Raw genomic sequence first — 26,076 nt, 5'->3', positions numbered from 1 at the left:
AAATTTACACCTATAATCTATCAGGAGCTCTTCCATGACGTTGAGTCTAGACTTCTTTCGATCCTCAATTGGAAAGAAGATCATAATGGCCATTACCGGATTTATCTGGTTTGGATTCGTGATCGTTCATATGGTCGGAAACCTTCAAGTTTTCCAAGGACCAGAAAAATTAAACACCTATGCAAAGTTTCTCAAGGATTTAGGACCCCTACTGTGGGTAGCAAGGATTGGACTGATTGTGGCTTTTTTTGGCCATGTTTGTACAGCTATCCTTCTAAAATTTGAGAACTCTAGTGCAAGGCCTGTATCTTATGCTAAGGGTTCTACCATCCAAGCATCTGTTGCTTCTCGCACAATGGCTTATAGTGGGCTTCTTTTACTCACGTTTCTTGTTTACCACCTTGCACATTTTACTTTAGGAATCACTAACCCAGAACATTACAGTTTTGAATACATTCTTAAAAACGGCGATGTGGTGCATGATGTTTATGCGATGGTGATATTAGGATTTCAAGATCCGATCATTTCAGGAACATACATTGTTTTTATGGTTTTCCTTGCTCTTCATTTTTCCCATGCTTTGGGATCAATGTTTCAGACTTTGGGAATCCTTTCACCAAAACACAACCCTACCATTCAGAAAATTTCTACAGGACTTGGTCTTCTTGTTTTCCTTGGAAATTGTTCCATGCCAATCTCGATTTTACTCGGGTATGTTCGTTAAGGGTTTTTAGGAGAAGTTATGAAATTAGACGCAAAAATTCCATCGGGCCCATTGGAACAAAAATGGGACAAACACAAACAAGACATCAAACTTGTAAACCCGGCTAACAAACGTAAATACAAAGTCATCATAGTGGGAACAGGACTTGCTGGAGCTTCTGCTGCTGCCACACTCTCAGAACTTGGATACCAAGTATCTGTTTTTTGTTTCCAAGACAGTCCAAGACGAGCGCACTCCATTGCTGCCCAAGGTGGTATCAATGCGGCAAAAAACTACCAAAACGACGGTGACTCCGTTTATCGTTTGTTTTACGATACTGTAAAAGGTGGGGATTTTCGTGCGAGAGAAGCTAACGTATACCGTTTGGCTCATGAATCCACAAACATCATTGACCAGTGTGTGGCACAAGGAGTTCCTTTTGCTCGTGAGTATGGTGGAACCCTATCCAACCGTTCTTTTGGTGGAGCGCAAGTATCCCGTACTTTTTACGCAAAAGGACAAACCGGGCAACAGTTGTTACTTGGTGCCTACTCGGCTCTAGAAAAACAAATCTCTCGTGGTGCAGTCAAAATGTATCCAAGAACAGAGATGTTAGAACTGGTTCTAGTAGATGGACATGCCAAAGGAATCGTGGTTCGTGATCTAGTGACTGGAGAGATTTCTTCTCATTCCGGTGACGCGGTCATTTTAGCATCTGGTGGATACGGAAACGTATTTTACCTTTCTACCAATGCAAAAGGATCAAACGTAACTGCTACTTACCGAGCTTACAAAAAAGGTGCTGGTTTTGCAAACCCTTGTTATACGCAAATCCACCCTACTTGTATCCCTCAAGCTGGTGATTACCAATCCAAACTTACTCTTATGTCTGAATCTCTCCGTAACGACGGACGGGTTTGGGTACCTAAGAAAAAAGATGACCTTCGTGCTCCTCATGAAATTCCAGAAGACGAAAGAGATTATTACCTCGAAAGAAAATACCCTTCTTACGGAAACTTAGCTCCTCGCGACATCTCTTCCCGTTCTGCAAAGGAAGCTTGTGACAATGGTCTTGGTGTGGGTCCAAAAGTCGGTGACAAACGACTTGGTGTTTACCTAGATTTTTCTGATTCCATCAAACGATTGGGTGAACCTGTGGTGGCTGACCGTTATGACAACCTCTTCCAAATGTATGAACGCATTACGGGAGAAAACCCATACAAAGTGCCAATGCGGATTTACCCTGCGGTTCACTACACTATGGGTGGGCTTTGGGTGGATTACAATTTAATGTCTAACATTCCTGGCCTTCACGTTCTAGGAGAAGCAAACTTCTCTGACCACGGTGCCAACAGACTTGGAGCATCCGCTCTTATGCAAGGTCTCGCTGATGGATACTTTGTGATACCTTATACCATTGGTGATTATTTTGCCAAAGAAGGTCATAAAAATATCTCTACAGACAGACCGGAATTCAAAGAAGCAGAAGCCCGCGTTCGTGAGATGACTAATAAATTATTAGCAATCAACGGTAAAAAAACTCCAGACGATTTCCATAGAGCTCTTGGTAAAATCATGTGGGATCAGTGTGGTATGGCTCGTAATGAAAAAGGCCTAAAAGACGCACTCCAAAGAATCCCTGAACTCCGTGAGGAATTCTGGAAAAACGTAAAAGTCTCTGGTTCTGGTTCGGAACTCAATCAAGAGTTGGAAAAAGCCGGTCGCGTAGCCGACTTCTTAGAGTTTGGCGAGTTAATGTGTTTAGATGCACTCAAACGCGAAGAATCTTGCGGCGGTCACTTCCGCGAGGAACACCAAACAGAAGATGGCGAAGCAAAACGTAATGATGAAAAATTCTGTCACGTAACTGCTTGGGAATATAAGGGTGAAGGAAAAGCTCCAGAAGAACACCGCGAAAAACTCGAGTATGAAAACATCCACCTAGCCGTAAGGAGCTACAAATAATGGATACTATGAAGTTACACCTTAAAGTTTGGCGACAAAAAGATAAAAACGATAAAGGTCGCATGGTGAGTTATGAAGCAAACAATATCAGCGAACATATGTCTTTCCTTGAGATGTTGGATGTTGTTAACGATGGCTTAATCAAAAAAGGTGATGATCCAATTGCCTTTGACCATGACTGTCGCGAGGGAATTTGTGGGTCTTGTTCTATGGTGATCAACGGGGTTCCTCATGGTCCAGAAAAAGGAACTACCACTTGCCAATTGCATATGCGTAAGTTCAAAGATGGAGACACAGTTTACATTGAACCTTGGAGAGCCAAAGCTTTCCCTGTGACAAAAGATTTAATTGTGGATCGTTCTGCTTTTGATCGTATCATCCAAGCTGGTGGGTATGTATCCGTCAATACAGGGGGAGCTCCCGATGGAAATGCACTCCCGATTCCAAAGGTAGATGCTGACCTAGCGATGGATGCAGCAACTTGTATTGGATGCGGGGCTTGTGTGGCTGCATGTAAAAATGCATCGGCAATGCTTTTTGTTTCTGCAAAAGTTTCTCACTTAGCCCTCCTTCCACAAGGTGTGGTCGAAAAGAAAGAACGTGTTCGTAAAATGGTAAGTGCAATGGACAAAGAAGGATTTGGAAATTGTACAAACCAATACGAATGTGAAGCAGCTTGCCCGAAAGAAATTTCGGTAAACTTCATCACAAGATTAAATAGAGAGTATATCTCTAGCTAAGTAAATAAACTTTAGGTAGAAACCTCTGTGAAAAGAATTGCCGCAAGATTCCTGTTTTGCGGCAAACGACGAGAAAACCCGATTGGAAACAGTCGGGTTTTTATGTTTTCAAAGGGTCAGTTCCTTTATTTTCGAAAATTTTCATCCATTCCAATTCTTTTGAATAGAGTTTTAAGATGAATTCTGCTTTTTCTTTATCTTCTGCTTTGATTTTCTGAATCCTTAAAAGAGATTTGGATTTGATTTCTTCTGCTAAATTTAGATTTTTTTGGATGAGGGCTAGTTGCCCTTTTGTTAAAAAAGCAAAAAATTTCTCTAATTCGTTTCTATTTTGATCGGCTAGGATGGATTCCAAGATTGGATTCACCAAACTATCATTATCAGGATCTTCATCCATAAGATAATGATTGGCAAGACTTAAAAGATTTCCCGATTCTTTGTATTCTGCAATTTTTTTCTCAGAATTCAGATCTTCAAAATATACAAACCGATTCGATTTAACCTGACAGATGGTCGCAAGTTGTTTTTGAAGATCACTTGTATCGATACTTTCTGTTTCTATATTGTAATTGGTAACAACAAGAAATAAAGTGTCCCCTGCTTTTTCAATATAACGAAACCCAATGACAAGTTCTAAATTCTTTTCGTATCCAGGAATGACAATTTGGTTTGGATTCTCCTTGGAAGCATGGGTCAAAATAAAATTGACTAAGGTCACAATTTCCTCAGGTGAAAAATCTAATTTCAAAACTTGGAAGATTCTCGATTCTAGGATATGGCTGAGATAATATGGATTGGTTTCTGTTTTAAAGGGAACGTTATTTTTTGCGATCCGAAAGCGAATTTCATTAGGTGACGTACCTTCTGAATGGACGAGTGAAAAACTATAAACTGTTAGTAGAAGGAAAATCAAAGATCGGAATCGGAACATAGATCCCAAGTTTTTTTAGATTAAAATAGAGAGTCAACTAACAAAGAGGATAAATCCTTTTTTGGAATTGGTTTTTCTGATAAAAAATCGGTAAGTAAATTCTCGATCCATTCTGAATCTTTTCCGCGTTTGATACGACCTTTGAGGATCGTATCCAGACGAGACTTGATGGCAGTTTGAAAAAGAGATTTTGTTAGTGGTTCTAACAAATCCCATTTCCCATTTTCACGCAATTCTTCTTTCGTTAATAAAAGAGAATACAATCGAAATCTCTCTAAAGCAAGATATTGGTTTGAGAGTTGGTCTTCATGACCTCCGTAACGAACCATAAGATTTTCTTCGAGTAACCCTATGGGATATCCAGCTAAAAGGATTCGGTTCCATAAATCATAATCTTCGCATATGGGTAGTTCGGTGCGAAATCCCCCAATAGTTTCCAATGTTGGTTTATGCGCCAAAAAACTGGAAGAGGTCACCATACAAAGTTCTAAGGATTCTTTTAAAAACCATCCAGAACGTTTCCTGTATTTTCCTTTTGGTTCCATTAAATTCCCTTTTTTGTTCCAGACCTCTCTCGTTTGAGAAAAGAAAAATTCAGGATTTGATTTATGAAATTCTATTTGTTTGGAAAGTTTCTCTGGATACCATTCGTCATCCGAATCTAAAAAGGCAATCCACTCTGCATTTGTTTTTTGAATTCCAAAGTTTCTTGCCTCACTCACTCCTCTATGTTCTGTTTGGTGGACTTGGATGGATTTCTGATTTCTACCAAAGGAAGATAGTTTCCCTTTCCACCGAGGTAATTTGGAAAGTAGATCCTTCCATGTATCATCTGTAGATCCATCATCTACGATATGCAGTTCCCAATGGGGATAGGTTTGGTTGATTACGGATTGTATTGCCCTGTCTACAATTGCCTTTCGGTTATAGGTTGGGATAATGATGGAAACAAGCGGTGTTTCAAGGGAGATCATTTCGATTCTTTTTCCAAAATCAAGTCTAGATGTTGGATTTGGCCCCCTTGGTGGAGATAAAAAATTGGAGATGTTTGCATTACAGAAGACGGAGATAATTGCATTTCGTATATTTCCCGTAGTAAGGGTTTCATCGTCATTCCACTATATATGGGTTCTAGGAGAATATCTGTATTTCGATAGAAATCGTAAATCCACTGTTTTTGGACTTGGGTTTGTTTTCCAAAGGATACTGTCTTTGTGATTTTATTCTTTTCAGATTCTATTTGAGATTTGTTTTCTCTCACGATTTCCAAAATCTGTCCTTCTCTTGCGGCAATGGTTCTGAGGCCTAATTGTTTTTGTAAATTCTCCTTGTGGGATATCCAAGTTTCTTTTTTTTCTCCTACCATCACTCCTTGGACAAGGATGGATGTTTCATTAAAATAATCTAAGGCAGAAAGAAAGGTCGCTCCAGATCCGATTTCCATTCGTAGGATGGCTTTGTTTTTTTGATTGGTAGGTGAATTTGGATCCTTCTGATCTAGAGAGGTATTTAGAGACTGAAAGATTTTTTTCTCCAGTTTCTGCCAGAAAGAACGGAGCCCCAGATTTTGTCCAACGTGGATTCCAAATTCCGGTAAAGATAGACCTGGGTAATTTTGTTTCTTTTCTAGCCAAACCGCATGAGCTTCCTTTCGATTCGCATAACAGCTTAAAGTATGAGAATGACCTCGAACCAATCTTTCATTATACGACCGAAGATGGGAATCCCTGGTATAGGCAATCGAATCTACGATGATTCCGCTGCGACGAAGAATATAAGTAAAACTTGCCAAATAATTTCCGTGGATGGCACCCCAAAGGAGTACTTTGCGAATCTGATTTTTTTGCAAATACTGGAAAATACCAAAAGCCTTTCTCCACTTGGTTCCAAAACCAAGGGGAAGTAAATCATCCCGAATGAAATGGAGTGCCGTAAGGGAGGGCGTAGTGTGCGGGTCTGTGGTTAACTTACTTTCTTTTTGTATAAAATCAAATGCGAGAAATGGGATTTCTGAAATTCGGATCGGGAGTTCAGGAAAAAAATGGGAACGATCGGAAATATCAGAAGGAACAAGATTCATTTTGTATTAACCTTGTTTGCTTGGATATATGGACTTGGTGCGGGTTGACACGAACCTATTTTGTGCCAAGGGAATGCTTGGCACAATTTTAGAATCTAGTCCCCAGTTTTCAAAATGGATAGGAAGGCTTCCTGCGGAATTTCAACATTTCCAATTTGTTTCATCCGTTTTTTTCCTTCTTTTTGTTTCTCTAGGAGTTTTTTCTTACGTGAAATGTCTCCACCGTAACATTTTGCTGTTACGTTTTTACGAAGGGCAGAAATACTTTCCCGAGCCACCACCTTGGAACCGATGGCTGCTTGGAGTGGAATCATAAATTGATGGCGAGGGATCAGGTCTTTTAATTTTTCAATGATGACCCGTCCCCGCTCTTCCGCTTTGGATTTGTGAACAATTGAGGAGAGTGCATCCACCGGTTCCCCATTCACAAGGATGTCCATTCGAACCAGTTTGGAATCTCTATAACCCACTTCTTCGTAATCCAAGGAAGCATACCCTTTGGTATAGGATTTGAGTTTGTCATAAAACTCGAAAATTAGCTCAGCTAACGGAAGTTCGTATGTGAGTTGGAGTTTGTCTTTGGAGAGATAAACCGTATCCATATGGATCCCTCGTTTTTCAATCACAAGGGACATGATATTTCCGACGTACGATTCAGGAGCAATGATGGTTGCTTTGACAAAAGGTTCTTCTGATTTCCCAATTAGTATGGGATCTGGCCATTTGCTAGGGTTATCCACTTCGATCACATCGTCTTTCGTTGTTGTGATTCGAAATTTAACGGACGGAGCCGTTGTGATCAGGGCTAAATTAAATTCTCTTTCCAAACGTTCTTGGACAATCTCCATATGAAGAAGTCCGAGATACCCTACTCGAAATCCAAATCCTAAGGCAGCAGAATTTTCTCTTTCAAAGGTAAGGGCAGAATCGTTTAACTTTAGTTTTTCGATGGCATCCACAAGGGCATCAAAGTCTTCCCCGTTAATCGGGAAAAGTCCAGCAAATACCATTGGTTTTGCATCTTTAAATCCTTTTACATCTTCTGCAGTTTGTCTATTGGCATGGGTGATGGTGTCCCCTGTTTTGGCATCTCCCATCTTTTTCATCCCAGCGACCACATAACCTACGTCACCCGCTTGGAGTTCTTCACAAGATACCATGGAGAGACGATTGATCCCGACTTCGGTCACCGTAAATTGGCGCCCAATGTTCATCATATGGATCATTTCGCCTTTGCGAAGTTTACCGTCATACAAACGCACTTTGGCAACCACACCCATATACGTATCAAAGAAGGAATCGTAAATCAGTGCTTTGAGAGGAGCATCCACATCCCCAACCGGTGGTGGAAGCAAATAACAAATAGCCTCTAAAACATCTTGTACATTGAGCCCGGTTTTGGCTGAAATCGGAATGGCTTCATCAGGATTTAATCCTAATGATTCTTCAATCATCAATTTACATTTGTCAATATCAGCAGAAGGAAGATCGATTTTGTTAATAACGGGAATTATGCGAAGATCAAGATCCATTGCCAAATACAAATTGGCCAAAGTTTGGGCTTCCACCCCTTGGCTTGCATCCACAATGAGAAGAACCCCTTCGCAGGCAGCAAGGGAACGAGACACTTCGTACGTAAAGTCCACGTGGCCCGGGGTATCAATTAAATTTAAATGATAAATATTTCCATCTTTGGCATGGTAATCGAAGGACGCATTGTTCGCCTTGATGGTGATCCCACGTTCTCTTTCGATGTCCATGGAATCGAGGATTTGGTCTTTTTTTGTCCTTTGGTCTGTGACAAGGCCAATCTCAAGCAAACGATCCGCCAGAGTGGATTTTCCATGGTCGACATGGGCGATGATGGAAAAATTGCGGGTGAATTTTTGGCGTTCGTTCACGGTTCCCTCTTCTTTTTAAGTCATTTTCCTGGAACTAGGCTCTTTGTCGAAAAAGTTTATTGTCAGAGGCTTAAAATTCCTAACACTGGGAGGAAATTATCCCTTAGGAGAAACAATTCCCGATGTCCCAAAAAGATAGCATTCGTTCCGTCAAAGCCCGTGAAATCATGGATTCCAGAGGAAATCCAACCGTTGAAGTGGATGTCACACTAGAAGACGGTTCCTTTGGTCGTGCGGCGGTTCCCTCTGGTGCGTCAACTGGTGAACACGAAGCCGTAGAACTTCGTGACGGTGATAAAAAAAGATACTCCGGAAAAGGTGTACTCAAAGCCGTAGAAAATGTAAATTCTAAAATCTCTAAATCCATCTTAGGCCTTTCGGCAACCAACCAACTCCTCATTGACGGAACTATGATTTCCCTAGATGGAACAGCCAATAAATCTAAGTTAGGCGCCAATGCACTTCTTGGGGTTTCTATGGCTGTGGCAAAAGCGGCCGCTGCACATACAGGCCTTCCATTATACCGTTATATCGGTGGAACCTTTGCTCGTGAACTTCCGGTGCCTATGATGAATATCATCAATGGTGGTGCGCACGCAGATAACAATATCGACTTCCAAGAATTTATGATCCTTCCTGTATCGGCTCCCAACTTCCGCGAAGCCCTTCGTATGGGTGCAGAAGTATTCCATAGTTTGAAGTCCGTTCTGAAAGGGAAAGGTCTGAATACTGCTGTGGGTGACGAAGGTGGATTTGCACCAAACCTAACAAGTAATAGCGAAGCCATTGAGGTGATCCTCACTGCCATTGAAAAGGCTGGATACAAACCAGACCTGGACATCAAAATTGGTTTGGACTGTGCCGCTTCTGAGTTCTACGATGAGAAGAAAAAGAAATACGTTCTCAAAGCAGAGAAAAAACCTGAAAAGACTGCGGAAGAACTAGTAGAATACTACTCAAATTTAGTGTCCAAGTATCCGATCATTACCATGGAAGACGGCCTAGATGAAAACGATTGGACAGGCTGGAAAAAACTTTCCGAAAAACTGGGGAAAAAGATCCAACTTGTGGGGGATGATTTGTTCGTAACCAATATCAAAAAACTCGCACAAGGGATCGAAAAAGGAATTGGTAATTCCATTCTCATCAAAGTAAACCAAATCGGAACTCTTACGGAAACCCTCAGTGCCATTGAAATGGCCAAAAAAGCTCAGTACACTGCCGTTGTGTCTCATAGATCTGGGGAAACGGAAGATGCGACCATTTCCCATATTGCTGTGGCAACAAACTCCGGTCAGATCAAAACAGGATCACTCAGCCGAACGGACCGAATTGCAAAATACAACGAACTCCTTCGTATCGAAGAAGAACTCGGTAAAAATGCCACTTATAGCGGAGTAAATACTTTTTACAACCTAAGGTAATATGACACCAACCAAAGCCTCCCTACTCGTAACATATATTTGTGCTGGTCTCTACCTCGGACTTTTGTCCGAGTCTGGGATTGCAGAACGTATGCGCCTCGAGAAAGAGTTACAAAATCTCAATGCGGAAGTAGAGAGGCTTGTGGTCGAAAACCAAGGGTTGGAAGAAAAAGAACGCCGCCTTAAAAATGATGCTTATGCCTTAGAACAGGAAGCAAGGAAGTACTACCTACTTTCTGAAACCGCACATGTATTGAAATTTGAAGAATCAATCTCGCAAACACCGGAAAAACCAAAGGTGCTTCCCGCCGCGCTACGCACAGCGGGTTTGAGTGCGGATTGGAAAGAACCACCGCTCTTTTTATTACGTTTCTTTTTTATTTCTTTCAGTGTTTTCCTGATTCTAGGCGTTTACTTCAAGCTGAAACGCTTGCAACCTATGTCTAATCACAAAAGACTGAATTAATATGCCAGAAGAAGAAACACCAGAAAAAGAAATCACCGAAACCATCCAAGATCTCATTAGCGACAAAAACATGGGTAAGAAATTCCTGGAAAAACGGAAAATCTTTCTCTGGGGTCCTGTGACTGACGAATCCTCTAAGGAACTCACAGCCAAACTTATGTATTTGGAAATGGTAGATCCTGGAAAACCAATTACGTTTTATATCAATAGCCCCGGTGGTGTTGTCACCTCTGGACTTGTCGTTTATGACACCATGCAGATGATTTCCTCACCGGTGCATACAGTATGTATGGGAATGGCAGCCTCTATGGGTTCGATTCTTCTCATTGGAGGGAAAAAAGGGAATCGTTATATTTGGCCGAATGGTCGAGTGATGATCCACCAACCTTCCATTGGAGGACAAATCCAAGCTCCTGCTACGGATTTACTCATCCATGCGCAAGACATTGTCAAAACCAAAGAAAAACTCAATCAAATGTTAGCTGAGGCTTGTGGCAAAACCTACGAACAATTGGTGGAAGACACTGATCGCGATTATTATATGGATGCCGACCAAGCTCTAGCTTACGGGATTGTAGATAAGATCGTAAACAAAATTGACGTCGTCTAACAGAGAATTCAAACCAAGAAGATTTTTAGAAGGTAGACATTTACAAACTGTCTACAACGTACTTTTTCCTCCAGACAATTCGCTTGAGGATGAGTATTATTCCGAGAGTATCCTCATTCCCACAAACGATGGGTCTGGGGATCTCCTTTGGTTAGAACACAATCCTCCTCTCTCCCAAGTGCGAAAAAATGCCTCCAAGTGGAACGGACATTATTTATTTCTCATTCATGGAATGGAAGGCAGTTCGGAATCCCACTATATGGTCAGTGTGGGCAAAGAAGCACTAAACCGTGGTTATGGTGTAATTCGAATGAATTTGCGCAATTGTGGTCGAGGCCTTGGAATTGCCAAAAAACCCTATAATGCCGGCCAATCGGAAGATTTGGATGTTGTCTTAAAATACATATATAAACACTTTTCGAGATCCATATTTGTTTCTGGATTTTCATTGTCTGCCAATATGGTGATCAAATTTTTTGGAGAAAAAAGGGAACATTATTCAAAAGCTTTTTCGGCAACATCCCCTCCTTTGGATTTAAAACGAAGTTGTGACTTTATTGATTCTCGTGCTGGAAATTTTTACCGGGATCATTTTTTGGATACCATGAAAGAAAAGGTAACCTCAGGGGTTTATGAAATCTCTGATAAAATGAAAGAAAGAGTTTTACGTAGTAAATCTTTTTTTGATTTCGATGATTTTTTTACCGCACCAATCTCTGGTTATGCGAATGTGTTGGAATACTATAACATTTGTTCGAGTGTTAAATATTTAGGTGGGATCAAGGTTCCAGGCCTAATTGTACATGCAGAAGATGATCCAGTGGTTCCTTCCGAAGTTTGGCACGAAATTCGTTGGAAGTCCTATCCCCTATTACAAACCGTTCTTACGGAAAAAGGGGGACATGTAGGATTTATCAGTGATCCCTCTCCAGACAATCCAGAAGGAAGATGGCTTCCTCGTATCCTTCTGGATTTTTTTGATTCTCAGATCAAATCGTAATCATCATAATCATTAAAATATAAGGCAGGTACGTATGCGGAACCTATTAAAAGAATGTTTGGCCGAAGAGTCCGGATTTGTCGAACTAAGATACCATCATAAAGAAAGTCGTTCCTTTCATGCAGAAAGAGGCAGAGTAGAATCCACTGCCTTACGCAAAAGAACCGGTGTAGGTGTTCGTGTTTTAGAAGCGGGAACTTGGGGTTTTGCCTCCACAAGCGAAATCTCAAAATCCTCCATCCAAAATGCCATCCAGGTAGCAAAAAAAGCCGCTCGCCTATCCTCTGCTTTGCGAAAAGATAAAATCCCCCATTTGCCCAAGGCCAATTTTGCCGTTGGTGATTTTATAGGAAAAGGTATCGAAGACTTTCGTAACCGAACCGTTGAAGAAAAATTAAAACTCGTCCTCGACATCCAAAATGCTGCCACCAAACAATCCACAAAACTCCAATCCGTGGGTTGCGGGTATTCTGAAATTTATGAAGAGAAAGCCATTGTGACTACAGATGGAGCCGACAGCTTTTTTAGTATGGTAAGGCCCGAATTTCGAGTGTCTGCCGTTGCCAAAGAAGATGGAAAAATGGAATCGGGTTCTCATTCGATTGGTGTGACTGGCGGTTGGGACTGCCTCTTTCGTTCCCAATCTCCTACAGAAATTTCTGACGAAGCCTGTAAAACTGCTGTGGATCTACTTTCCAGTTCTCTCCCCGACGGCGGCCTCTCCACTGTGATTTTATCCCCGTCGATTGTGGGCCTTCTCGTTCACGAAGCCATTGGTCATACCGTAGAGGCAGACTTTGTTCTCTCAGGTTCTGTGGCTCAAGGAAAAATTGGACATAGGGTTGGTTCCGACTTAGTTACGTTATGTGACTCTGGGTATTCTGAATATTACGAAGGAGCCGGTGGTTCCATCCCTGTGGATGATGAAGGAGTGATTCCTACAAACACTATGATCATTAAAAATGGAATTTTATCCTCTTACCTCCACAACCGCGAAACTGCAGAACGATTTGGTGTGGCACCTACGGGTTCGGCAAGGGCTTGGGAATATGGTGATGTTCCACTAATTCGTATGCGAAATACATTTCTTGTGCCAGGGGAATCTAGTTTGGATGAAATGATTGCTAACACCAAAGACGGATACTATTTGGATGGTGCCAAAAACGGCCAAGCAGATGCGACTGGTGAATTTATGTTTGCCGTTCAAAAAGCCTACCGCATCCAAAATGGAAAAATCACAGAACTTCTGAAAGGTGTGACTGTGTCTGGCCTTGCCTTTGATGTATTACAAAATGTAGATATGGTTTCCAAAGAATTCAAATGGGATTTGGGTTCAGGGCATTGTGGGAAAGGGCAACCAGCCAAAGTAGATGCCGGTGGCCCGTATGTTCGCACAAAAGTATTGTTAGGTGGTAAATAATGGATCGTACTTCGATTGAAAAACGTTTGAACGACCAAAAAGATTTACTTTCTAATTTAGTCAAAAAAGCAAAAACCAATGGGATCGACCAAGTAGAAATTTATTCTAGTTACGGTTACTCGGAAGATGTGAGTTTAGAAAAAAATGACTTAAACAACTGCACAGCGACCGAAGAAAATATGTTTGGGATTCGTGTGATCGCTGAGGGAAACCAAGGTTTTATCATCTCCAATCATATCCCTAGTCTTTACGAGTCCATTGAAGAAGCCTATAGTTTAGCAAAAAGCCAATCCACTCCCGATTTTGATTTAGGACTTCCAGAACCAGAACCCATCCAAAATCATTTCAACCAGTATGATCCTTCTTTAGATACAATGGGAATTGAGGATTTGGTCAATTCTGCGAAAGAAGCCCTCGGTTGGAGAAATGATTTGTATTCCAAGGTCAATATTGACTCGGGAGATTTTTCGCTTAGCAAAGGTTATAAACTCATTGTGTCTTCCAAGGGTGTGATGGCCCATGAACTTGGTGCAGAACTATCAGCGTCTGTGATGGGAATGGGTGTGGACGGGGATCTCGTCGGAAGTTTTGATTATGATTCTGCGAGTGGGTTTGATAAAAACCAGTTCCAAACTCTATGGAAAAGAGCTTTTATGAATTTTGGAGACAAATGTATGGGCGCACTTTATGCCAAACCCATCTCTGGATTCCAAGGTAAGGTTTTACTTCCTCCCGAAGCTGTGTATTCCTTTTTTCTTGGTCTTTTTATTGGCTCTTTAAATGGAACAAGCCTAAGGAAAGGCAAATCCAAAATGGCGGGAAAGTTAGGCGAAAAAGTGGCCTCCCCTCTTTTGTCCATTTGGGATTATCCAACAAACAATAGTTTGATGGGTTCCACTGGGTTTGACCGCGAAGGCCTACCTACTTCTAAAAAATCAGTGCTGACGAATGGAGTTTTAGAAACCTTTTTTTATAATACCTATGAAGCCAAAAAAGCAGGTCTTAAAAAATCCAATGGATCGGCCACTGGTGGTGCTCAAAGCCTTCCAGGATGCGGCCCCAAACAATTACAAATTGCCCCAGGAACTTCCGCAAAAGACGATTTTTTGAAACTCCCTGGAAAAACTCTATTTGTGAACCGAATTTCAGGTACTAAAGATGGAGCTTCGGGTGATTTTTCGGGAGTGATCAAGGGCGGATACCTTTTAGAAAATGGCGAAAAAATCCCCGTCAGAGAGGTTCAAATTGTGGGAAATGCATTTGATGCACTAGGTCAAATCGAAGCCATCTCCAAAGAAGGTGAGCTTTTGGGTGAGTCTTCTTTTGTTCCTTATATGCTACTAGATGGATTTACCATTACAGGGGTTACGGAAGAGTAAACTTTATGCCTCAAGAGATTTTAGAAAGACCACCGGGAGCTTCGTTTTTTGTCATTCTTTCCTACCAAGAGGAAGGAATCCTTTTTGAACTGAAGGCTCTAGCGGAAAAACGGTTTTCTAAAATCCTCTATGAATCCATCCAACTCACCAAGTGGACACCAGATGAAACGGAAAGAGAATTTGCTTACCCGGGAAGGTTTACAAAAGTTCTCTCTTTCAAACAAAGAATTCATAGGGAAGAACTGGTAGAAAAAAAGAAGGATTGTTTAGAGTTTCAATCTCTCCTGCAAAAAAAAGACCAAAGTGTGCTTCTTATCCCCGGTTACGTCACTTCGCATAACATTGTGATTGCGAAATCTAAGGATGATTTCCACCGCACGTATTTGTTCCAAGGTGTTTACGGAGAAACAATTTACTTTTTTTCGGGAAACCAGCTTGTGATTACAGAATCTGCACAAAATTATTTTAGAGAAAGAGATGTAAGTTATTTTTTTAATACCCTCAGAGAATCGTATGAGTTTAATAAATTCAAATCGTAACTTGACTGTTAATGTAACCAAAAAGTTTTTTTTATTTAGTTTAGTCATAGGTATGGGCCTAACATCTCTCAATTGTTCAGGGACAATTACGAATTCTTTTCAGTTCTGTGATAATTTCAATGAACCATTAGATTGTACAGAACCAAAAACAGAAAAAGATACTGTTTATCTGGAAAAAAAATCCTTTAAAAAAGAAAATCCTAGTTACGAAGATTTTGGTAATTTTTTATATTTTACCGCGAGAGAAACACCTGGGTTTCGAATGTTACTTTCTAAACCTTACAATGGGTTAGGAAAAGAGGCCTTTCGTTCGGGGTATGTAGCCTATTTAAAGTATGGGAATTCCTCGGAACGAATGGAAGGGAATTTATTCCAAAACAACATTGTGGTTTCGTTTCATTATTTAGGCGCCCTTTTGAAAGAAGAGTTCCGCCGTAAAGGAATGGAGAAGTCCCCTTTTCGACTGGAGGATCTAGGATCTATATCTTTAGAATATACGGTGATGGTTCCGGGAATGGAACCAATCACCAAACATAGAGTCGTCGAGCTACGCTGGAAATAAGTTAGTAAATCTATTTTTGAATGTAAAGCGCTTTTGGATCAAAGAAAAAATCCATTGGAGTATAATCCAAATAGAGTAAAGATAAAACCGATAAAACAACTGCACCTACGATCGGGATCAGAAGGTTGTCATCCACAAGTCCTTTGGCCGTAGTACTTGCAAAAAACTCTGTCACACAAGCAGAAACCACAGAAAAGAAAACTAGGTAGATGGGTGTCCAAAGAATGGCTCCTTGGTTGTCCAAGATCGCAAGAAAACTTCCTGGTTGGGATTTAGTAATGAGAAAGAGTGCAAGGATTGAAAAGATAAATGCGGGCACTAAAAAACCAATGATTCCCTCGCGTGATTTTCCATTATAAAATCGATGTTTTCCATACTTACTTCCAACGTAAGCTGCAAAGGGATCACCAACTACTAAAAACAAAATGGAAAGAATGGCAACTTCGGCGGGAAAAAACAAAACAACAAGGAAGTTTGCAAAAAAATAAGGAACGGTTCCATTGAATCTTTTTCTTTCTGATTCTTTCATTAGGAACCCAAAATACTGATAAAAGAAATTTTCGAATCCTGAATGGTTTAGCCGAACAAATTCTAAGATTAACAAACTGATCAGTAAGATTCCAAGTGCGGTCACCAAAATTGCCCGAGTGGCAAAAACAAGTCCGAAGGCGTCCTTAAAGGGATCAAAAAAAAGAGTCACGGGAATGATAAGCCCGAGTACATGCCAAATTTTACGAAAAAAATTAAATCCTGAATTCACGGTTTACCTACTGGGCCTTGAGGCCATTTTGAATGCTGCCTCTTCATTATTAGCGATGGGAAATAAATTACGAACCCCTGCCATTAAAAATGCTTGTCTAACACTTAACGGCAGATTGATTAAGATGATTTTATGTTTGTGCAGAAATGCTTCTTCGCTGAGAGTTTTGAAAGCGATGATCCCTTGAGTGGTTACCATATTCAATTCCTCTAGATCTAAAATGACAGATCCATGTTTTAAGGAATTGAGCACAGATTTGATGCACTTCTCGGAAGTGAAGTTATTTAGGTTTCCCTGCAATTTGGTCACATACACAGTGTCTATTTTTTCCGTGGAAACTACTAAATCGTCTAGGCTCATAAAAATTGCTATTTTTCTTATTTCATTCTTGCACTCTATTGCAAGTAAATAAAACTTTTGGAAGGAGCGGTGTTTGAAGGTAACAGTTGCCCATTTATACAAAAAACTAGAAGAGCTGGATCGGGACGTCGTAGAACTGAAAAAATTGACCGACCGCCTCGCTTCTGATCGGGAATATTCTCCCATTCTCAAAGAAACGTTTTTATCGGAAATGAACAAATTGGAAGATCAAAAATCAGAGATCCTCAAATTAAATGTTTCTAGATCGGAACCTTTGGCCAAAAAATCTCACATTGTTTCTGAGAAACCGGTACAAACAGTGCCAGAAATTCCAGAACCTAAAAAGCCTGAAAAGCCAGTCCGCAAATATTAAAACAATACTTAAACATAGACAAGGAAATCCAATGAATCTAAACAAACTTCTGACTCGAGTATGTATGCTCGGTTTGATACTCGTGCCACTTCTCAATTGCTCTAAGGATTCTGAAATCCTTGCTACCTTTGATGGTGGAACTGTGACTCGCAAAGAAATGAACTTTGTGATTGAGGCTTCCAAACGAGGCAATACAGAACCGCAACCGATTAGTGCTGATATCCAAGCAAAAATTTTAGAAAGTATCGCTTTAGAAAAAATCTTACTAAAAGATGCAATTTCTTCCAAAAAGGTTGCCGAAGCGGATGTTCAAAAAATTGAATCTTTAGTAAATCAGTTTCTAAAACTAAACGTATACATGCGAGAGTATGTGAAAAATGGTTTAAAAGAAAAACCTTTAGAATTTGTAAATTTACAATTAGCTCTAGTTCGTGGAGAAGATGAAGCCACCAATTTAAAAAATGCAGAAGCATTAGCGGCAAAACTCAATACTCTTTCGAATAAAGAAATTGCGGAAGAAATTTCTAAAGTCACAGAAGACATTACAAGAAGACCGATTGCAGGAAAATTAGAACCTTTTTGCACAAACTGTGCAGAAACTCCTTTGGAAGATATCTTAACCGAAGTCAAAAAAGCAAAAAAAGGAACTTTTATATCTTACGCGAAAGCTGGTGAAGGAAGGATTGCTTATGTAGTTCGTTCTACTGGTTCAGAAAAAGTCCATCCAGAAAGACTAAAAAAATATTTCACATCCATTTTTGATGAGTTTAAAGCGGAAGCTGCTGAATACGCCAAAACTCACGAAGATGCAGATACAAAAGCATCTGTTGCTTATTTTACAGAAGGTGAATCCGCAGACAAAGCAAATCAGTTTGCTTCTCATACAATGAAAGAGTATGAACAAGGATTGTATCAAAAAGAACTGAAACGAATTACAGAAGAAAGTGGAATCACAGTTGCTAACTTACCACGTTTCACTGGTCCAACGGATATCGATCCAAAAATTTTTACTCCAGATTATGTTTTATATTCTACTCGTGATGGAAAAAACTACACTTGGAAAGATTTGTCAGCCGATTTTGAAGCCATTCCGAATATTCTAAAACAAGAATACAAAGATGAAAAATCTAAAACTTGGGATATGGTTAATTTGTTTCAATCGACGATCCTCCAAGGAAAAATTGCAGCAACTTCTGGTGATGTACAAGATGTAGGATCCGAAATTGGTTATCTCATGCAAATGGATAAGATGAAAGTTTCTTTGGCGTTAAAATCGCTACAAGATGAAATCAAAGCCATCCCTGTAACCGTAACAGAAACTCAAATGAGAGATGCTTACGAAGCAGGAAAATTGTATGCTTATGCAGACCAAGACCCCAAAAACCCACAGAATCGTATTCCTAAGCCATATGCAGCAGTAAGGGAAAGAATCAAATCAGAAATGGAAGGTGCTCAAAGGAATTCGTTTATTGAGCAAAAAGTTTCTGGTTTAAAGACCACTTACAACTTGGTCATTGCCGCTGATCGTTTAAAAGAAGTTACATTATAGTCCTTACAAGATTTACAGGTTGGCAAAATTTTTTTATTGAATTTTGCCATATTTGACATATTTTGACTGTTAGGGGGGATAAATGAACAATCACATTTACATGCTTCGAAAGAAGAGAGGTATCAAACAGTACGATATGGCGAGGGCACTAGGAGTTTCTCCGAGTTACCTATCCAAAATTGAGACTGGAGCCCAAGATCCGACTGAAAAATTCAAGTCATCTTGTGCAAAATATCTCAAAACCTCTGTCGATAAGCTTTTTAACGAAAGCGCAGTGGAAGACATCTATCCTGAGTTTTCCAATGGATTGAAAAACAAACTTTGGGCAGTCAGACGTGAGTTAGGAATCAAACAATACGATTTCGCTAAGAAATTAAAGGTTTCCACTCCGTTTTTGTCAAAAGTAGAACTAGGACTTTTGGAACCGCCGGAAGATTTTAAGAATCTGGTCTCCAAAGTTCTGAAAATGGAAAAAAACGAGCTATTTCTCGGCTAATTTGAAAAATACCAAAGCTGGGCTCAAAGACGGGCCCTAGCTTTTTCTCCCTCTCAGACAAAAAGATTTTGTCACATAATTCCTCCTACATTCAATAGTCCCTGATGGAAAAGAGACAAGCGGAACACCACCAAGAAGGTTGGGCCAGTCGTATCGGATTGATTTTGGCTGTAGCAAGTGGTGCGATTGGACTTGGAAATTTTTTAAGATTCCCCGGGCAAGCTGCACAAAATGGTGGTGGCGCCTTTATGGTTCCCTATATCATCAGCTTCCTCATTCTTGGAATCCCTGTTTGTTTGGCTGAGTGGACCATGGGTCGTATGGGTGGCAAACATGGACATAGCACTCCCTTTATCTTTCGTGAATACTTAAAAGGATTCCCTCTCAAACTTGCGGGAACCATTGGTGTCATGATTCCTGTGATGATTTATGTGTACTATGTATTCATTGAATCCTGGTGTTTGGCTTATGCTTACTATTTTCTTACGGGACAGATGTCACTTGATGGATCCACTCAAGATGCGATGACAAAACAAGCCTCCACTTTCTTTATGCATTTAACCGGTGCCGAAGCCAATGGATCCAGTTTCCAATCTCCTATCATTGTATTCTTTTTGCTTTGTGTATTGTTTAATTTTTTACTCGTTTATCGTGGTCTATCCAAAGGACTTGAAGCCTTTGCTAAAATTGCCATGCCACTCATGGGAATTTGTGCTACGATCATCCTTGTTCGAGTGTTAACCATTCCAGGAATTGAATCGGGTCTTGCTGTTATGTGGAACCCGGAGTGGTCAAAACTGACCCAACCAAAAGTATGGATCAGTGCCGCAGGACAAATTTTCTTTTCCTTATCCACTGGTTTTGGGATTGCTCTTGTGTTTTCTAGTTTTTTAAAGAAAAAGGACGATGTTGTTTTATCTAGCCTTTCCTCTGCTTCTTTGAATGAGTTCGCAGAAGTTGTGTTTGGTGGTATGATCACAATTCCTGTTGCCTTTTTATTTTTAGGAATGCAGGCCACTTCATTTGGAACCTTTGGAATGGGTTTTATCGCCCTTCCTTCTGTTTTTGGAATGATGCCTGGTGGGGCTTTTTTTGGTGGACTCTGGTTTCTTGTATTGTTCCTTGCTGCGATCACCTCTTCAGTTACCATGTTACAACCTGGAATTTTATTTTTAGAAGAGGGATTTCATGTAGGTAGACGGAAATCATCCTTACTACTATTTCTTTTTACGTTTTTTCTTTGCCTACCCATCATCTACTTCAACAAAGACTTTGCAGCACTTGACATTGCCGATTTTTATATCGGAACCATTATGATTTATATTTTGGCATCCATCCAAATTTTTATTTTTGTTTTTAAGATTGGTGTGGATCGGGGTGTGAAGGACGCAAACGAAGGGAGTCTCATTCCTTTTCCTCGGTCTATTCGATTTGTTTTAAAATACATCACTCCTTGGTTTTTACTTTTTATCTTCGTTTCTTTTTGTTATATGAACCTACCCGAATATTTGGATAAAATGAATCCAGAGGTCATGGGACTCCTTGCAGAAAATAAAGGGGAAAATGTAGAAGATGCCAAAACAAAGGCTGTTGTGGCCCGTTCGGTTGTAATTAGCCTTTTTGTCATTTACGGATTTATCTATTTTTTAGTTTCCAAGGCCCTAAACCATTCCAAAGAAAAGGTAACCACATGAATGTATCTGGGGAACTCAATTGGCAGGGAATACTCATTATGACAGTGTCTCTTGTTTCTGTGATTAGTTTGACTGTTGTATGTATTGTTCTTCTTTTCCGTAACAGGCATTAACGATTGGACGTACAAACAGTATTTACAACCAAACTTCCAAAACTTTGGAAGGATTATGAAGTTAGAAAAGAACAAATGGATATGTCAACGTCCATCGAATCGGCTTTTAATACAGGATCCAATTGGGTGATTGAAGCCGGAACGGGTGTCGGAAAGTCGTTAGCCTATTTGATTCCCAGTGCTCTATTCTCTTTAGAAAATGAATGTACGGTTGTGGTTTCTACAGAGACCAAAGCACTGCAAGACCAATTACTTTATAAAGACATTCCTCTTGTTTCTGAAGCTTTGGGAGTGCCAGTGAACGCCATGGTGGCGCTTGGTGCGAGTAACTATCTTTGTAAACGTAAGTATGGTCGTGTGATGGAACGCGGCGATTTTGGCCCGGAGATGGAATCCTCTTTGCCATATTTTGTGAATTGGGAAAAACAAACCACAGCAGGAATCCGTGCCGAATTTGATGGATTTTTATCCAATTCATTTTGGAATTCTGTCTCTAGGGAGTCTGACAACTGTTTGGGGAGAAATTGTCCCAACTTTAGTTCCTCCTATTACTTTTTAGAAAAAGAAAAATGGAAAAAAGCCAATATCCTGATTGTGAACCACCATCTTTTGGCAAGCCATCTCGCTGGTGATTTTAAACTCCTTCCACCATTTTCACAACTCGTCATTGATGAAGCACATGCATTTCCTGAAATTGTAGGAAAGGCTTTTGGATCAGAAATTCGTTATGACTTGTTGATGAATTTGCTCCACTATCTTTATTTCCCTGAAAAACGGACAGGTCTTGTTTTAAAACTGAAAAACGGCGAAAAAATAATGAAGTCGGTAGAGGCTTCTATTGGTTATGCGAATGATTTTTTTCGGATGTTGCTTTCAGCCATCCCTCTCCAATTCAATCAGTTTTCCACACGCCATACAGAACGAATTAAACTTGATAATGGTGCCTTAGAAGATACCTTATCTGATTTAGCTTCACAACTAGAAGGTTTGTTATCCAAGTATAAAAAAGATAGTGAGGATATGGAAGAAAAGGAAATGGCTCTCGGGTTAGAAATGGTTTCCGGAAATCTAAAGAAGGCTTCCTCCTTTTTAAATGACTTTCGATTGAAAACCAATCCTAACTTGGTGTTTTGGATTGAACCCCCTCCACAGTCTGCAAAAGATCCGTTTTATTATTTATTCTCCCAACCAAAAAACACGGATGAAATTCTAGCCAATACACTGTTTCCCAATATGGATTCTGTGGTGATGACTTCGGCCACACTTTCACCTACCGCTGGAAATTTTCAGTATTTTTTGAAGGAAGTGGGAACATCGGAAGTCAAAACCAAAACACTTGCCTCTCCTTTTGCTTACAACACTCATTCTCTACTTTTTGTTCCCAAACAAGTGGCCGATCCGGTGCAAGACCCTAGAAAAAATAAATCAGATCTATCCTATTGGATCGCGCGCCTTCTCAAACTTTCGGAAGGGGATGCCTTTGTTCTTTTTACTTCCAACAAACTATTGTCAGAACTCTATGAAGAGTTAAGGCATCAGGTTCCTTATCCTATTTTTTCCCAAACAGAAATGGGCCCAATCGCCGCCAAACGAGAGTTTCTTGCCAATGATAAAAGTGTACTTTTTGGAGTGTCTAGTTTTTGGCAAGGTGTGGACATTAAGGGTGATAAACTCAGGAACGTAATTGTGACCAAACTTCCTTTCCAGGTGCCAACGGAACCTGTTTTGCAAGCAAAGATGGAAGATATGGAACGAAAGGGAAAAAGTCCCTTTTGGGAAATGCAAGTTCCAAAAACCTGTTTGTTACTTAGGCAAGGGTTTGGACGGCTCATTCGTTCGCAGTCAGATACGGGAATGGTGAGTATCCTCGACCCCCGAGTGCATACCAAGTCCTATGGAAAAAACGTCTTGCAAAGTCTTCCTAAGGGAGTTCCCCTCATAACGGAATTTAATGAATTGGAAAGAAAATTCCAACTTTTGCCGAAGTTTTAACTATGAAACGAATTTATCTCCTTTTGGCTTTTCTCTTAAGCGTATCTCTGGGTTCCAAACCGATCGAGGATAAGGATATTTATTCATCTGTTGTCAATTGGACTGAACTTTCCGTATCTTCTTCTGTGAAGGAGACCATTCCTAAAATTGTATTTGATGAAGAAGACCCTGAGTTTTCGGGAAAAAACACTGCCACAAGCCAAGGGAAAGCTCACTCCATGGCTCGTAAAAAAGCTCGGGAAAAACTTCGGGTTCGCCTCAGCCAAAGGTTAGAGTCTATTTTATTTAATGCAGATTATACGGTTTATGAATACACTCAAGTGAACCAACAAGCAAGGCTTCGACTCAATTCCTATATTGGTTCCGAAAAAGAAGAATACGATTTTCAATTTGTTAAAAATGTTTTGGAAGCGAAAGCAAGTTTGCCCCTCAAAGGGAAAGACGGGATTCTTGCTCATATTCCTTTTGAATATGGAACGGAATCTGTTCCTGAATTTAGTGAAGAAGTAGTTCCAGTAGAATTTTCTGGCCTGATTGTAGATGCCCGCCACTTGAATTTCAAAAGAGCTTTGTTTCCAAAAATTCAAACCGATCGTGGGTTAGATATTTATTCCCCTGTTTACGTAAAAGAAGCTTACGCCATTGAAACTGGGTACATTGTGTACAGAGAAGAACAAACAGGAAAGGGAATTGAAGCCAAAGTAGGAAAGAACCCCTACTTTGTTTTGGCACTTGGAACTGCGGGAAAAAACCAAACGGATCTCATCATTCCTACAGACGAGGCGGCCAAATTTCTTAGCCACCCCGAAACAAGAAAGAATCTTACACGTTGCAGAGTTTTGATTTTAGTTTCTCGGTAAGAGATAAAAACATTTTTTCTGCTTTTGCATAATCACCGTGAAAGAGATAAGCAAAACCCATATCTTCTAAATCTTTATGAGCAAGAGAGTTTGATTTAGCTTCTAACTCAGCAATTTTGTTATAAACGGAATCATACATTTTGCGTTTTTCTTCAAAACTTGGAAGATTCAATTTATTAGGAATGTTTTCAAAAATGAGATTGGCTTCTTTGTGACGATCCAAAAAGAGAAGTGCCATACCCACAAGTTTATGGATATCGGAATCGTTTAACAATTTCATATTGTCACGGAAAACTTTGATCACTTCATCATATCGTTTCAAATAATATGTACAAATGAGTTCCTCTTTTACAAAAGAATTGTCGTTCCATTGTTTTTTAAACTTAGTTATGACTGATTTTGCTTCTTCGTAAGCTTCCGCTCTAAAATAGATTTTAATCGCAGTTTGAACGATGGAAAAACAAAGAGGATTGGTTTGTGTATTGAAATATAAATTTAAACTATTACATGCTTCATCACTTTTACCAATTTCATGGTTTTGGATGGCCTCCACAAGAGGAGCTAGGCTCGAAATCCCTTTAGGAGCTGTGATTGTTGCTCTGCCAGTTAGTTCATACAACGCTAGATAACTTAAGTGTTGGATATAAAAATTCTCTGGATGACGTTTGGCTAGAACCACAACATCTTCGTTTGATCCTACCTCATAAAGATCCCAAGCTTCTTGTTCTATAGATGTGTTTAAGACTTGGGTTGCTTGCTGTGCCATAAGGTGCCTCTCTTTCCTTAAAAAGATCGGCCTTAGTGCAAAATTTCCTTTAAGAAAAATTAAGGGCTTAGCCTATAAATCATCCTTGGATAAGGGATACATTCACGAATATGGGACAACCCACAAATCCACGCGATGACTCGCTCTAGACCCATACCAAAGCCTGCATGAGGAACAGAGCCATACTTACGAAGGTCCAAATACCAAGAATAGTCTTCGGGAGGAAGTCCTTCTTCTTTTAACCTTTCCACAATTTTATCATAGGATTCTTCCCTTTCCGACCCGCCGATGATCTCCCCAATCCCATCGGGAGCAATGAGATCCGCAGAAAGGACGGTATTTGGGTCATTGGGATTTTGTTTCATATAGAAGGCTTTGATGGCCCTTGGGAAGTTTTGGATAAAGATAGCAGTTCCGAAATGGGTGGTGAGGATTTGTTCGCGATCAGAATTGATGTCCTCTCCCCAAGTGATTTCTTCCCCTGCGGTTTGCAGAATTTTGATGGCTTCGCCGTAATCCACTCTTGGGAAGGGTTTGGCCAGTTGTTCCAGAAGCCGCGCTGGATCTCGATCGAGGACTTTTAGGTCTTCGGCGGTTCTTTCGATAGTGGTGCGAAGGACAGTTTTAACAAAACGTTCTTGTAAGTCCAAATTTCCGTCTTGGCCAAGAAAGGCAGTTTCGGCCTCGAGCATCCAAAATTCAGTTAAGTGTCTCCTAGTTTTGCTTTTTTCAGCTCGGAAAGTCGGTCCAAAACAATACACTTTGGAATGGGCAAAAGCAGCTGTTTCTAAATAAAGCTGGCCAGTTTGGGCTAAATATGCCTGGCCTAAATCGAAATATTCGGTGGAAAAAAGGGTTCCTGCTGATTCTCCGATGGAACCGGTGAGGATGGGTGTGTCGATCAGGGTGTAGCCATCGTTACGAAAGAACTCTCGTATGGCGAAAGATAACTCAGAACGAACCCTTTGGATGGCCAGTTGCCTTTTGGAGCGTAACCACAAATGTCTGTGGTTGTGTAAAAAATCGGGGCCATGTTCTTTGGGAGTGATCGGATAGTTTGCCGACTCTCCTACAAGGGTAAAGGAATGTAGGAATAATTCCTGACCACCCGGTGCCTTTTCGTTTTCCTGTGCAACTCCCCGAACAATTAGGGAAGTTTCTTGAGGAAGTCCTTTGATTTGTTTGAAGGTTTCTTCACCTAAAAATTCTTTTTCGGCGACCACTTGGTAGATTTTTCCCTCGGTGCGAAGTTGGAGGAATTGGACGTGGTTATTGCCTCTGAGTCCTTGTACCCAGCCTTGTAAACTATGAGTGGATGTGGAATTTTGGGAAAGGGATTGTGTTGGATCTAAACTTGGAATCATGGATGGTTTTTTCTGTTTGCCAGTTCAAT

25 protein-coding genes are annotated in these 26,076 nt (G+C 40.4%); 17 read left to right on the top strand and 8 right to left on the bottom strand.

Translation table 11 applies throughout. The annotated features are described in order from the left end of the window. The first annotated feature begins 34 nt into the window (after positions 1-34). From EHQ24_RS03550 to EHQ24_RS03540, 3 genes are read left to right on the top strand one after another with little or no spacing between them, the layout of a single operon-like run. Complete coding sequence (locus EHQ24_RS03550) at positions 35-724, top strand: succinate dehydrogenase cytochrome b subunit (RefSeq protein WP_135600325.1); 690 nt, start codon at positions 35-37, stop codon at positions 722-724. An 18-nt stretch (positions 725-742) separates the two neighbouring features. Continuing rightward, the gene (locus tag EHQ24_RS03545) at positions 743-2,668 is read left to right on the top strand and encodes a fumarate reductase/succinate dehydrogenase flavoprotein subunit (protein WP_135600324.1); all 1,926 of its coding nucleotides are present in this window, start codon (positions 743-745) and stop codon (positions 2,666-2,668) included. Positions 2,669-2,676: 8 nt separating this feature from the next. Beyond that, entirely contained in the window at positions 2,677-3,408 is a 732-nt protein-coding gene (locus tag EHQ24_RS03540; protein WP_135600323.1) for a succinate dehydrogenase/fumarate reductase iron-sulfur subunit, read from the top strand. Positions 3,409-3,508: 100 nt separating this feature from the next. Here the strand turns inward: EHQ24_RS03540 and EHQ24_RS03535 are convergent, their stop codons facing one another. The 4 genes from EHQ24_RS03535 to lepA form a co-directional block, all read right to left on the bottom strand. Beyond that, positions 3,509-4,339, bottom strand: coding sequence for a hypothetical protein (locus tag EHQ24_RS03535; RefSeq protein ID WP_135600322.1), 831 nt, complete (start codon positions 4,337-4,339; stop codon positions 3,509-3,511). Positions 4,340-4,359: 20 nt separating this feature from the next. Continuing rightward, positions 4,360-5,313, bottom strand: a complete 954-nt coding sequence (locus tag EHQ24_RS03530) for a glycosyltransferase family 2 protein (RefSeq protein WP_135600321.1) — start codon at positions 5,311-5,313, stop codon at positions 4,360-4,362. Next, positions 5,310-6,419, bottom strand: a complete 1,110-nt coding sequence (locus EHQ24_RS03525; protein ID WP_135600320.1) for a hypothetical protein — start codon at positions 6,417-6,419, stop codon at positions 5,310-5,312. Before EHQ24_RS03525 ends, EHQ24_RS03530 begins: the two co-directional genes overlap by 4 nt. Positions 6,420-6,514: 95 nt before the next feature. Beyond that, on the bottom strand, positions 6,515-8,320 hold the full coding sequence (gene lepA / locus EHQ24_RS03520) for a translation elongation factor 4 (protein WP_135600319.1): 1,806 nt from the start codon (positions 8,318-8,320) through the stop codon (positions 6,515-6,517). Positions 8,321-8,442: 122 nt separating this feature from the next. Between lepA and eno the strand changes: the two genes are divergently transcribed. Genes eno through EHQ24_RS03480 form a run of 8 tightly spaced genes read left to right on the top strand, consistent with a single transcriptional unit; the run spans position 8,443 to position 15,720 of the window. Next, positions 8,443-9,744: a phosphopyruvate hydratase gene (eno, locus tag EHQ24_RS03515; protein WP_135600318.1), complete on the top strand. Its 1,302-nt coding sequence runs from the start codon at positions 8,443-8,445 to the stop codon at positions 9,742-9,744. A gap of 1 nt (position 9,745) precedes the next feature. Continuing rightward, the gene (locus tag EHQ24_RS03510; RefSeq protein ID WP_135600317.1) at positions 9,746-10,210 is read left to right on the top strand and encodes an FtsB family cell division protein; all 465 of its coding nucleotides are present in this window, start codon (positions 9,746-9,748) and stop codon (positions 10,208-10,210) included. A 1-nt stretch (position 10,211) separates the two neighbouring features. Then, the gene (locus EHQ24_RS03505; protein WP_135583481.1) at positions 10,212-10,820 is read left to right on the top strand and encodes a ClpP family protease; all 609 of its coding nucleotides are present in this window, start codon (positions 10,212-10,214) and stop codon (positions 10,818-10,820) included. Further along, positions 10,807-11,820, top strand: a complete 1,014-nt coding sequence (locus tag EHQ24_RS03500; protein WP_135600316.1) for a YheT family hydrolase — start codon at positions 10,807-10,809, stop codon at positions 11,818-11,820. Before EHQ24_RS03505 ends, EHQ24_RS03500 begins: the two co-directional genes overlap by 14 nt. A gap of 34 nt (positions 11,821-11,854) precedes the next feature. Next, complete coding sequence (locus EHQ24_RS03495) at positions 11,855-13,240, top strand: TldD/PmbA family protein (RefSeq protein WP_135600315.1); 1,386 nt, start codon at positions 11,855-11,857, stop codon at positions 13,238-13,240. Further along, complete coding sequence (locus EHQ24_RS03490) at positions 13,240-14,619, top strand: TldD/PmbA family protein (protein WP_135600314.1); 1,380 nt, start codon at positions 13,240-13,242, stop codon at positions 14,617-14,619. Before EHQ24_RS03495 ends, EHQ24_RS03490 begins: the two co-directional genes overlap by 1 nt. A gap of 5 nt (positions 14,620-14,624) precedes the next feature. Continuing rightward, positions 14,625-15,158, top strand: a complete 534-nt coding sequence (locus EHQ24_RS03485; RefSeq protein ID WP_135600313.1) for a DUF4416 family protein — start codon at positions 14,625-14,627, stop codon at positions 15,156-15,158. Between the two features lie 52 nt (positions 15,159-15,210). Further along, a complete protein-coding gene (locus tag EHQ24_RS03480) occupies positions 15,211-15,720 on the top strand; it encodes a hypothetical protein (protein ID WP_425270069.1) in 510 nt (169 codons plus the stop codon). A 10-nt stretch (positions 15,721-15,730) separates the two neighbouring features. Here EHQ24_RS03480 and EHQ24_RS03475 read toward each other — a convergent pair whose 3' ends face one another. Continuing rightward, positions 15,731-16,480, bottom strand: coding sequence for a diacylglycerol/polyprenol kinase family protein (locus tag EHQ24_RS03475; protein WP_135600311.1), 750 nt, complete (start codon positions 16,478-16,480; stop codon positions 15,731-15,733). A gap of 3 nt (positions 16,481-16,483) precedes the next feature. After that, positions 16,484-16,840: an STAS domain-containing protein gene (locus EHQ24_RS03470; protein ID WP_100742913.1), complete on the bottom strand. Its 357-nt coding sequence runs from the start codon at positions 16,838-16,840 to the stop codon at positions 16,484-16,486. Positions 16,841-16,913: 73 nt separating this feature from the next. On the opposite strand from EHQ24_RS03470, the gene EHQ24_RS03465 reads away from it, so the two are divergent. The 6 genes from EHQ24_RS03465 (at position 16,914) to EHQ24_RS03440 (ending at position 23,917) form a co-directional block, all read left to right on the top strand. Next, the gene (locus EHQ24_RS03465) at positions 16,914-17,213 is read left to right on the top strand and encodes a hypothetical protein (RefSeq protein WP_135600310.1); all 300 of its coding nucleotides are present in this window, start codon (positions 16,914-16,916) and stop codon (positions 17,211-17,213) included. 31 nt (positions 17,214-17,244) lie between these two features. After that, positions 17,245-18,762: an LIC12015 family putative lipoprotein gene (locus EHQ24_RS03460; protein WP_135600309.1), complete on the top strand. Its 1,518-nt coding sequence runs from the start codon at positions 17,245-17,247 to the stop codon at positions 18,760-18,762. Positions 18,763-18,862: 100 nt separating this feature from the next. Then, complete coding sequence (locus EHQ24_RS03455) at positions 18,863-19,258, top strand: helix-turn-helix domain-containing protein (RefSeq protein WP_015678327.1); 396 nt, start codon at positions 18,863-18,865, stop codon at positions 19,256-19,258. A gap of 104 nt (positions 19,259-19,362) precedes the next feature. Next, positions 19,363-20,952 (top strand): sodium:neurotransmitter symporter family protein, encoded by a 1,590-nt coding sequence (locus tag EHQ24_RS03450; protein WP_135600308.1) that lies wholly within the window; start codon positions 19,363-19,365, stop codon positions 20,950-20,952. A 116-nt stretch (positions 20,953-21,068) separates the two neighbouring features. After that, positions 21,069-23,057 carry an ATP-dependent DNA helicase gene (locus tag EHQ24_RS03445; protein WP_135600307.1) on the top strand — a complete coding sequence of 663 codons (1,989 nt, stop codon included), beginning with the start codon at positions 21,069-21,071 and terminating at the stop codon, positions 23,055-23,057. A 2-nt stretch (positions 23,058-23,059) separates the two neighbouring features. Next, positions 23,060-23,917 (top strand): hypothetical protein, encoded by an 858-nt coding sequence (locus tag EHQ24_RS03440; protein ID WP_135600306.1) that lies wholly within the window; start codon positions 23,060-23,062, stop codon positions 23,915-23,917. Here the strand turns inward: EHQ24_RS03440 and EHQ24_RS03435 are convergent. Next, positions 23,880-24,683, bottom strand: coding sequence for a hypothetical protein (locus tag EHQ24_RS03435; RefSeq protein WP_135583470.1), 804 nt, complete (start codon positions 24,681-24,683; stop codon positions 23,880-23,882). The two genes, EHQ24_RS03440 and EHQ24_RS03435, sit on opposite strands and share 38 nt — an antisense overlap. Before the next feature lie 59 nt (positions 24,684-24,742). Next, a complete protein-coding gene (gene asnS, locus EHQ24_RS03430; RefSeq protein ID WP_135600305.1) occupies positions 24,743-26,047 on the bottom strand; it encodes an asparagine--tRNA ligase in 1,305 nt (434 codons plus the stop codon). Between the last annotated feature and the right edge of the window lie 29 nt (positions 26,048-26,076).

The organism is Leptospira noumeaensis, from assembly GCF_004770765.1.
In the GTDB taxonomy this organism is placed as follows: domain Bacteria; phylum Spirochaetota; class Leptospiria; order Leptospirales; family Leptospiraceae; genus Leptospira_A; species Leptospira_A noumeaensis.
This window is presented reverse-complemented; position numbering and strand designations above follow the sequence as displayed.

Coding starts and splice junctions, on each gene's coding strand:
- EHQ24_RS03530 (WP_135600321.1), bottom strand. CDS start 5,313: ATGATCTCCCTTGAAACACCGCTTGTTTCCATCATTATCCCAACCTAT.
- asnS (WP_135600305.1), bottom strand. CDS start 26,047: ATGATTCCAAGTTTAGATCCAACACAATCCCTTTCCCAAAATTCCACA.
- EHQ24_RS03535 (WP_135600322.1), bottom strand. CDS start 4,339: ATGTTCCGATTCCGATCTTTGATTTTCCTTCTACTAACAGTTTATAGT.
- EHQ24_RS03460 (WP_135600309.1), top strand. CDS start 17,245: ATGAATCTAAACAAACTTCTGACTCGAGTATGTATGCTCGGTTTGATA.
- EHQ24_RS03510 (WP_135600317.1), top strand. CDS start 9,746: ATGACACCAACCAAAGCCTCCCTACTCGTAACATATATTTGTGCTGGT.
- EHQ24_RS03505 (WP_135583481.1), top strand. CDS start 10,212: ATGCCAGAAGAAGAAACACCAGAAAAAGAAATCACCGAAACCATCCAA.
- EHQ24_RS03470 (WP_100742913.1), bottom strand. CDS start 16,840: ATGAGCCTAGACGATTTAGTAGTTTCCACGGAAAAAATAGACACTGTG.
- EHQ24_RS03525 (WP_135600320.1), bottom strand. CDS start 6,419: ATGAATCTTGTTCCTTCTGATATTTCCGATCGTTCCCATTTTTTTCCT.
- EHQ24_RS03495 (WP_135600315.1), top strand. CDS start 11,855: ATGCGGAACCTATTAAAAGAATGTTTGGCCGAAGAGTCCGGATTTGTC.
- eno (WP_135600318.1), top strand. CDS start 8,443: ATGTCCCAAAAAGATAGCATTCGTTCCGTCAAAGCCCGTGAAATCATG.
- EHQ24_RS03545 (WP_135600324.1), top strand. CDS start 743: ATGAAATTAGACGCAAAAATTCCATCGGGCCCATTGGAACAAAAATGG.
- EHQ24_RS03490 (WP_135600314.1), top strand. CDS start 13,240: ATGGATCGTACTTCGATTGAAAAACGTTTGAACGACCAAAAAGATTTA.
- EHQ24_RS03455 (WP_015678327.1), top strand. CDS start 18,863: ATGCTTCGAAAGAAGAGAGGTATCAAACAGTACGATATGGCGAGGGCA.
- EHQ24_RS03440 (WP_135600306.1), top strand. CDS start 23,060: ATGAAACGAATTTATCTCCTTTTGGCTTTTCTCTTAAGCGTATCTCTG.
- EHQ24_RS03485 (WP_135600313.1), top strand. CDS start 14,625: ATGCCTCAAGAGATTTTAGAAAGACCACCGGGAGCTTCGTTTTTTGTC.
- EHQ24_RS03540 (WP_135600323.1), top strand. CDS start 2,677: ATGAAGTTACACCTTAAAGTTTGGCGACAAAAAGATAAAAACGATAAA.
- EHQ24_RS03480 (WP_425270069.1), top strand. CDS start 15,211: ATGGGCCTAACATCTCTCAATTGTTCAGGGACAATTACGAATTCTTTT.
- EHQ24_RS03435 (WP_135583470.1), bottom strand. CDS start 24,683: ATGGCACAGCAAGCAACCCAAGTCTTAAACACATCTATAGAACAAGAA.
- EHQ24_RS03450 (WP_135600308.1), top strand. CDS start 19,363: ATGGAAAAGAGACAAGCGGAACACCACCAAGAAGGTTGGGCCAGTCGT.
- EHQ24_RS03550 (WP_135600325.1), top strand. CDS start 35: ATGACGTTGAGTCTAGACTTCTTTCGATCCTCAATTGGAAAGAAGATC.